Below are 5,432 nucleotides of genomic sequence, written 5' to 3'. Positions count from 1 at the left end.
GCCATAGGCGAGCAGGCCGGCGGCCGAGCCGCGCCCGGCCATGCGGTAGCGGCCGGAATTGTAGATGATGATGAGGTCGATGCCACCGGCCTCCTCGGCCTTCGCCGACAGGCCGGTGCCGGCGCCGCCGCCGACGATCGGCACGCCCTTGTCGATCATTCCCCTGAATTTCTTCAAGATGTCCTTGCGCGGTATGGCGGGCATTTTTTGAGGTCTCTCACTGTCTGGCGATGTCGAGGAAGGCCGCTGTTGCTGCCTTTGCGAATTCCGGGTCGTTGATATGCAGCGGCAGGCGCGTCACGCGGCGCTTGCCGTTGGGCTTGATGGTGCGCTCGATGGCATCGAACAGAACGGCGTCGGCTTCCGGGTCGAAGAAGGCGCCGCCTTCGATGTCGAGCGCCGAGACGCCTTTTTCCGGGATGAGAAAATGCACCGGTCCCCCGCAGCGGGCGAGCCTGGTGCCGATCCACTCGCCGATCGCACGGCATTCGTCCGCCGTGGTGCGCATCAGCGTGACATTGGGATTGTGTTCGTAGAACAGCCGGTCGCGATAGTGCTCCGGGATGGTCGAAGGCGCCCAGAAGTTCACCATATCGAGCGCGCCGACGGAGCCGACATAGGGCAGCCCCGTGCGTGCGACGGCGCCGAAACGATCCTCCGTCGCCGGCAGCACGCCGCCGAACAGAAGATCGCAGACTTCGGTCGTGGTGATGTCGACGACGCCGGACAGCAAGCCGCTGTCGGCCAGCTTTTCCATGCTGCGGCCGCCAGTGCCGGTGGCGTGGAAGACCATGCAGTCATATCCGGAACGGAGCTGGTCGGCGATGGCGGTCACGCAAGGCGTGGTGACGCCGAACATGGTGAGGCCGATCGATGGTTTGCCGTCGGGTGGTGGCGCCGGGCTGGCCGCCATGCCTGATATGGCTTGAGCCGCGTTGTACAACACGACACGGGAGAGCCGGTTCAGTCCGGCCATGTCGGTCACAGAAGGCATCATGATGATGTCGGAGACATCGACGTAGGGAGCGGTGTCGCCGGAGGCGAGCGTCGAGACCATGATCTTGGGCAGGCCGAGCGGCAGGGCGCGCATGCCCGACGTGACGATCGATGTGCCGCCACCGCCGCCAATGCCGATCATGGCCGCGATGTCGTTGCGCGATTGGGCAAAGCGGGCGAAGGCGATGCCCATTGCGGCGACCGCGGCGCCGCGATCATTGCCGCCGAGCACGGTTTCACTGCCGCCGGGATGATGGTCGGCGATTTCCCTCGCGCTGATATCGACGGGGATGGTTGCGTCGCGCGTTCCGACATCGACACGACAAACGAGGGCGCCCGCAGCCGTGATTGCCTCGGCCAGGAAGGCGAGTTCCTCGCCCTTGGTGTCCGCGGTCCCCACCACATAGATACGCTTCATTGCGCTCTCCCAATCCTGGCAGGCGCGATGCCGCCCCCATCGCTCATTGCCCGGGCCACTCGACGATGCGGACGCCATTGCAAATTTTTGAGACGTGCGTATCGTATTGGTATGAATGTCTCACGTCAACAATCCGCTGCGAGCGACGAGGCTGAACGGGCAACCGGCCCAGTGCCCGAACGTGGGCCGCGCGCGCGGACCAAACGGCTGATGCTGGAGACGGCAACAAGGCTGATGCAGGCGGGCGTCACGCCCTCGGTCAGCGAGGTCGCCGAGGCGGCCGAGGTTTCCCGCGCCACCGCCTATCGTTACTTCCCGAGCCAGTCGGCACTGGTGCAGGCCGTCGTCGACGAGGGGCTGGGGCCAATCCTCACCTGGCAATCGACCTCCGCCGATGCCGAGCGCCGGGTCGCCGAGCTGTTCGACACGGCCATGCCGCGCATCGAGGCCTTCGAGGCTACGTTCAAGGCAGCACTGAAGCTGTCGCTCGATCAATGGGCGCGGCGTCAGGCCGGCACGCTGGGCGGTGAGCCCGCCTTTACGCGTGGCCACCGCATCGACCTGCTGAAGGATGCGATCGCGCCGCTCAAGGGCCGTTTGCCGCCGCGCGACTTCAAGCGGCTGGCACAGGCGCTGTCGCTTATCTTCGGCGTCGAGGTGCTGATCGTGCTCAAGGATATCTGGGGGCTGGACAGCCGCCGGACGATGTCGGTCGCACAGTGGGCGGCCGGGGCGCTGGTGCGTGCGGCAGTGGCGGAATCGGTCGATGAAGGAGGCAGCCTCGATCCGAAGGCAGTCGTGAAATAGAGCCTAACTGGTTCGACCAGATTGGCATGCACACTACTGATCTTAGCGGTTGGGTGGGGTATTGGACAATACCCGATCATATCACTGAGTAGGAAAATCTTGGTAAAACAGGCAGATAAAGCGGTAATCCGATGGAAATGGCCACGTCAAGCTGCCAAGAAAGGGCTTGACGCGCATGCAAAATTGGTAATACCAGATTGGATCAGAAAAGCGGATCGAAAGTGAGGGCTGCGATCCATTTTCCGGCGGGGCGAGGAGGCTCGAAACCGGAAAGGTGCGATCACGGGAGGAACTACCAGGGCCGGCCACGTTGCCGGCTCGCACGATAAGGTAGAACGCGCACAAGGGAGGAAATCATTATGCGCAAGTTAGTGACCAGCGTACTTGCTGGTATCGGCTTAACGCTTGCCTGCGGAACGTCCGTTTACGCGCAGGAAAAGTCACTCACCATCTTCTGGGCTGAATGGGATCCCGCAAACTATCTGCAGGAGCTCGGCAACGAGTACGAGAAGCAAACCGGCGTCAAGATCACGGTGGAAACCACCCCGTGGGCCGACTTCCAGACCAAGGCCTTTACCGAGTTCAACGCCAAGGGCAGCGCCTATGACCTGGTCGTCGGCGACTCGCAATGGCTTGGTGCCGCCTCCGAGGGCGGTCACTATGTCGACCTCACCGACTTCGTCAAAGAGAACAAGGTTCTCGACAAGATGGCTCCGGCGACGGTCAAGTTCTACTCCGAATATCCCGGCAACAGCGGCAAATACTGGTCGATCCCGGCCGAGGGCGACGCCGTGGGCTGGGCCTACCGCAAGGACTGGTTCGAGGATCCGAAGGAAATGGAAGCGTTCAAGGCCAAGTATGGCTACGACCTTGCCGTTCCGAAGACCTTCAAGGAAATGACCGACATCGCGGAGTTCTTCAACAGGCCCGACCAGAACCGCTACGGCATCGCCATCTACACACAGAACCAGTATGACGGCCTGGCGATGGGCTTCGAGAACGCGCTGTTCTCGTATGGCGGTGAGCTCGGCGACTTCGGCACCTACAAGGTCGACGGCATCATCAACTCGGACAAGGCGGTGGCCGCGGCGGAAAACTACCGCAAGCTGTTCGGCTTCACGCCTCCGGGCTGGACCAACGCCTTTTTCGTCGAGAACAACCAGGCCATCACCGAAGGCCTGGCGGCGATGAGCATGAACTACTTCGCCTTCTTCCCCTCGTTGATCAACGAGGCGTCGAACCCGAACGCCAAGAACACCGGCTTCTTCGCCAACCCGGCAGGTCCAGGTGGCGAGCAGTTCGCCGCGCTCGGCGGCCAGGGCATTTCCGTCGTCTCCTATTCCAACAACAAGGAAGAGGCGATGAAATTCCTGAAGTGGTTCATCCAGGACGATACGCAGAAGAAGTGGGCGGCCCTCGGCGGCTACACCTGCAACAAGGCCGTGCTGGAATCGGCCGAGTTCCAGAACGCCACGCCCTACAACAAGGCCTTCTACGACACGATGTTCAAGGTCAAGGACTTCTGGGCGGTGCCGGAGTATGCGGAACTGCTGCAGCAGCTCAACCAGCGTGTCTATCCGTACATCGTAAACGGCGATGGTACGGCCAAGGAAATGCTGGATGCGCTGGCGAAGGATTGGGACGCCACGTTCAAGAAATACGGCCGCGGCCAATAACCGACATGTAGTGCGGAGGAGGCCTGCGCCTCCTCCGTTTTCTTTTTCAGGAATGGGAGCAGGTCTTGGCGACCACAATGATCACACCGCTGAATACCTCCTCCAGAGCCGCCTCTCGCGGCCTCAGCGACATTTCGATACGCAACCTCTTCATCATCCCGACGATCGTGTTCCTGATCGTCTTCAACATCTTTCCGCTGATCTATTCGCTCGGCTATTCCTTCACCGACTTCCGCGCATCGACCAATGCGCCGGCCAATTTCGTCGGACTGAAGAACTATCGCGAGCTCCTCAGCGACCCTTATATCTGGAACAATTTCGCGGTGACCGCGAAATACGTCATCGTCTCGGTCGTCGGTCAGGTTGTCGTCGGCTTTGGAACGGCAATGCTGCTCAATCGCACCATTCCGCTCAAGGGCCTGATCACGACATTGCTGCTCTTGCCGATGATGCTCTCGATGGCGGTGGTCGGCCTGTTCTGGAAGCTGCTCTACGATCCGTCCTGGGGTGTCATCAACTACGTGCTCGACCTCGGCAAATTCCAATGGCTCGGCGACCCGAAGATGGCGCTCTACGCGGTCGCGTTCACGGACATCTGGATGTGGTCGCCCTTCGTCATGCTGTTGTCGCTCGCCGGGCTTTCGGCGGTGCCGAAGCATCTTTACGAAGCTGCCGCGATCGACCGCGCCGGGCCGTTCTATACCTTCTTCCGCATCACGCTGCCGCTGGTCGCGCCGATCCTGATGATCGCGGTCATCTTCCGCACCATGGAAGCCTTCAAGACTTTCGATCTTGCTTATGTGCTGTCGACGCAGCCGAGCACGGAGGTGATTTCCATCCGTCTCTACAAGATGGCTTTCCAGGAATGGCAGACGGGGCGCTCCTGCGCGCTTGCCTATATCGTGCTGATCATGGTGCTGGCGATCACCAACATCTATGTGAAATACCTCAACAAAGTTAAGGAGCGCTGAGATGGCGGCCGTCCAGACTTCGGGTGAACGGGCGCTCAACAAGGTCGCTATTGTCGCCGTCCTTTTGGTGACGATCATCTTCCTGGCGCCGATCTACTGGATCGTGGCGACCTCGTTCAAGCCACGCAACCTGGCCACGACGATCCCGCCGACGGTGATGTTCGAGCCGACCATCTCGCCTTTCGTCAAACTTTTCACAAAGCGCTCACAGTTGCGCAGCCCGCCGTCGGCCGAAGAATATGCCGCCGCCCCGTGGTGGGAGCGCGTCGTGTTCGACGGCGGCGAGAAGATCGTGCGCGACGGCAAGGGCCAGGTGCAATGGTCGGGATATCCGAGCCGCTTCCTGAACTCGCTCATCATCGCCATCACCTCGACGGTGTTGGCGGTCGGCATGGGGACATTCACCGCCTATGGCTTCTCGCGCTTCAAGGTGAAGGGGGAAGCGGACCTGCTCTTCTTCATCCTGTCGACGCGCATGTTGCCGGCGGTGGTGGTCGCCATCCCGATGTTCCTGATGTACCGGGCAGTCGGGCTCAACGATACGCATCTGGGCCTGATCATTCT

5 protein-coding genes and 1 pseudogene are annotated in these 5,432 nt (G+C 61.2%); 4 read left to right on the top strand and 2 right to left on the bottom strand.

What is annotated here, in order from left to right:
• The coding region (locus tag EN879_RS23075) for a phosphoenolpyruvate hydrolase family protein (RefSeq protein ID WP_164774532.1) at positions 1-204 on the bottom strand (204 nt) is incomplete at its 3' end.
• Positions 205-217: 13 nt separating this feature from the next.
• Positions 218-1,414 carry a Tm-1-like ATP-binding domain-containing protein gene (locus EN879_RS23070; RefSeq protein ID WP_127274262.1) on the bottom strand — a complete coding sequence of 399 codons (1,197 nt, stop codon included), beginning with the start codon at positions 1,412-1,414 and terminating at the stop codon, positions 218-220.
• Between the two features lie 111 nt (positions 1,415-1,525).
• Here EN879_RS23070 and EN879_RS23065 point away from each other — a divergent pair, with 111 nt between their 5' ends.
• From EN879_RS23065 to EN879_RS23050, 4 genes and pseudogenes are all read left to right on the top strand, one after another.
• On the top strand, positions 1,526-2,221 hold the full coding sequence (locus tag EN879_RS23065) for a TetR/AcrR family transcriptional regulator (protein WP_013529493.1): 696 nt from the start codon (positions 1,526-1,528) through the stop codon (positions 2,219-2,221).
• A gap of 359 nt (positions 2,222-2,580) precedes the next feature.
• Positions 2,581-3,897: an extracellular solute-binding protein gene (locus tag EN879_RS23060; RefSeq protein ID WP_013529494.1), complete on the top strand. Its 1,317-nt coding sequence runs from the start codon at positions 2,581-2,583 to the stop codon at positions 3,895-3,897.
• A gap of 65 nt (positions 3,898-3,962) precedes the next feature.
• Positions 3,963-4,868 (top strand): sugar ABC transporter permease, encoded by a 906-nt coding sequence (locus EN879_RS23055; protein ID WP_013529495.1) that lies wholly within the window; start codon positions 3,963-3,965, stop codon positions 4,866-4,868.
• 1 nt (position 4,869) lies between these two features.
• A pseudogene (locus EN879_RS23050) lies at positions 4,870-5,432 on the top strand (carbohydrate ABC transporter permease); the annotation flags it as partial.

The sequence above is a fragment of the Mesorhizobium sp. M7A.F.Ca.AU.002.02.1.1 genome (assembly GCF_003998535.1).
Taxonomy (GTDB): Bacteria; Pseudomonadota; Alphaproteobacteria; order Rhizobiales; family Rhizobiaceae; genus Mesorhizobium; species Mesorhizobium ciceri.
Note: the sequence above shows the minus strand (reverse complement) of the source record. Positions and strands in the feature narration are given on the sequence as shown.

What these genes read in the sequence shown, in the direction of transcription:
- EN879_RS23070 (WP_127274262.1), bottom strand. Translation starts at nt 1,414, where the DNA reads ATGAAGCGTATCTATGTGGTGGGGACCGCGGACACCAAGGGCGAGGAA.
- EN879_RS23065 (WP_013529493.1), top strand. Translation starts at nt 1,526, where the DNA reads ATGAATGTCTCACGTCAACAATCCGCTGCGAGCGACGAGGCTGAACGG.
- EN879_RS23060 (WP_013529494.1), top strand. Translation starts at nt 2,581, where the DNA reads ATGCGCAAGTTAGTGACCAGCGTACTTGCTGGTATCGGCTTAACGCTT.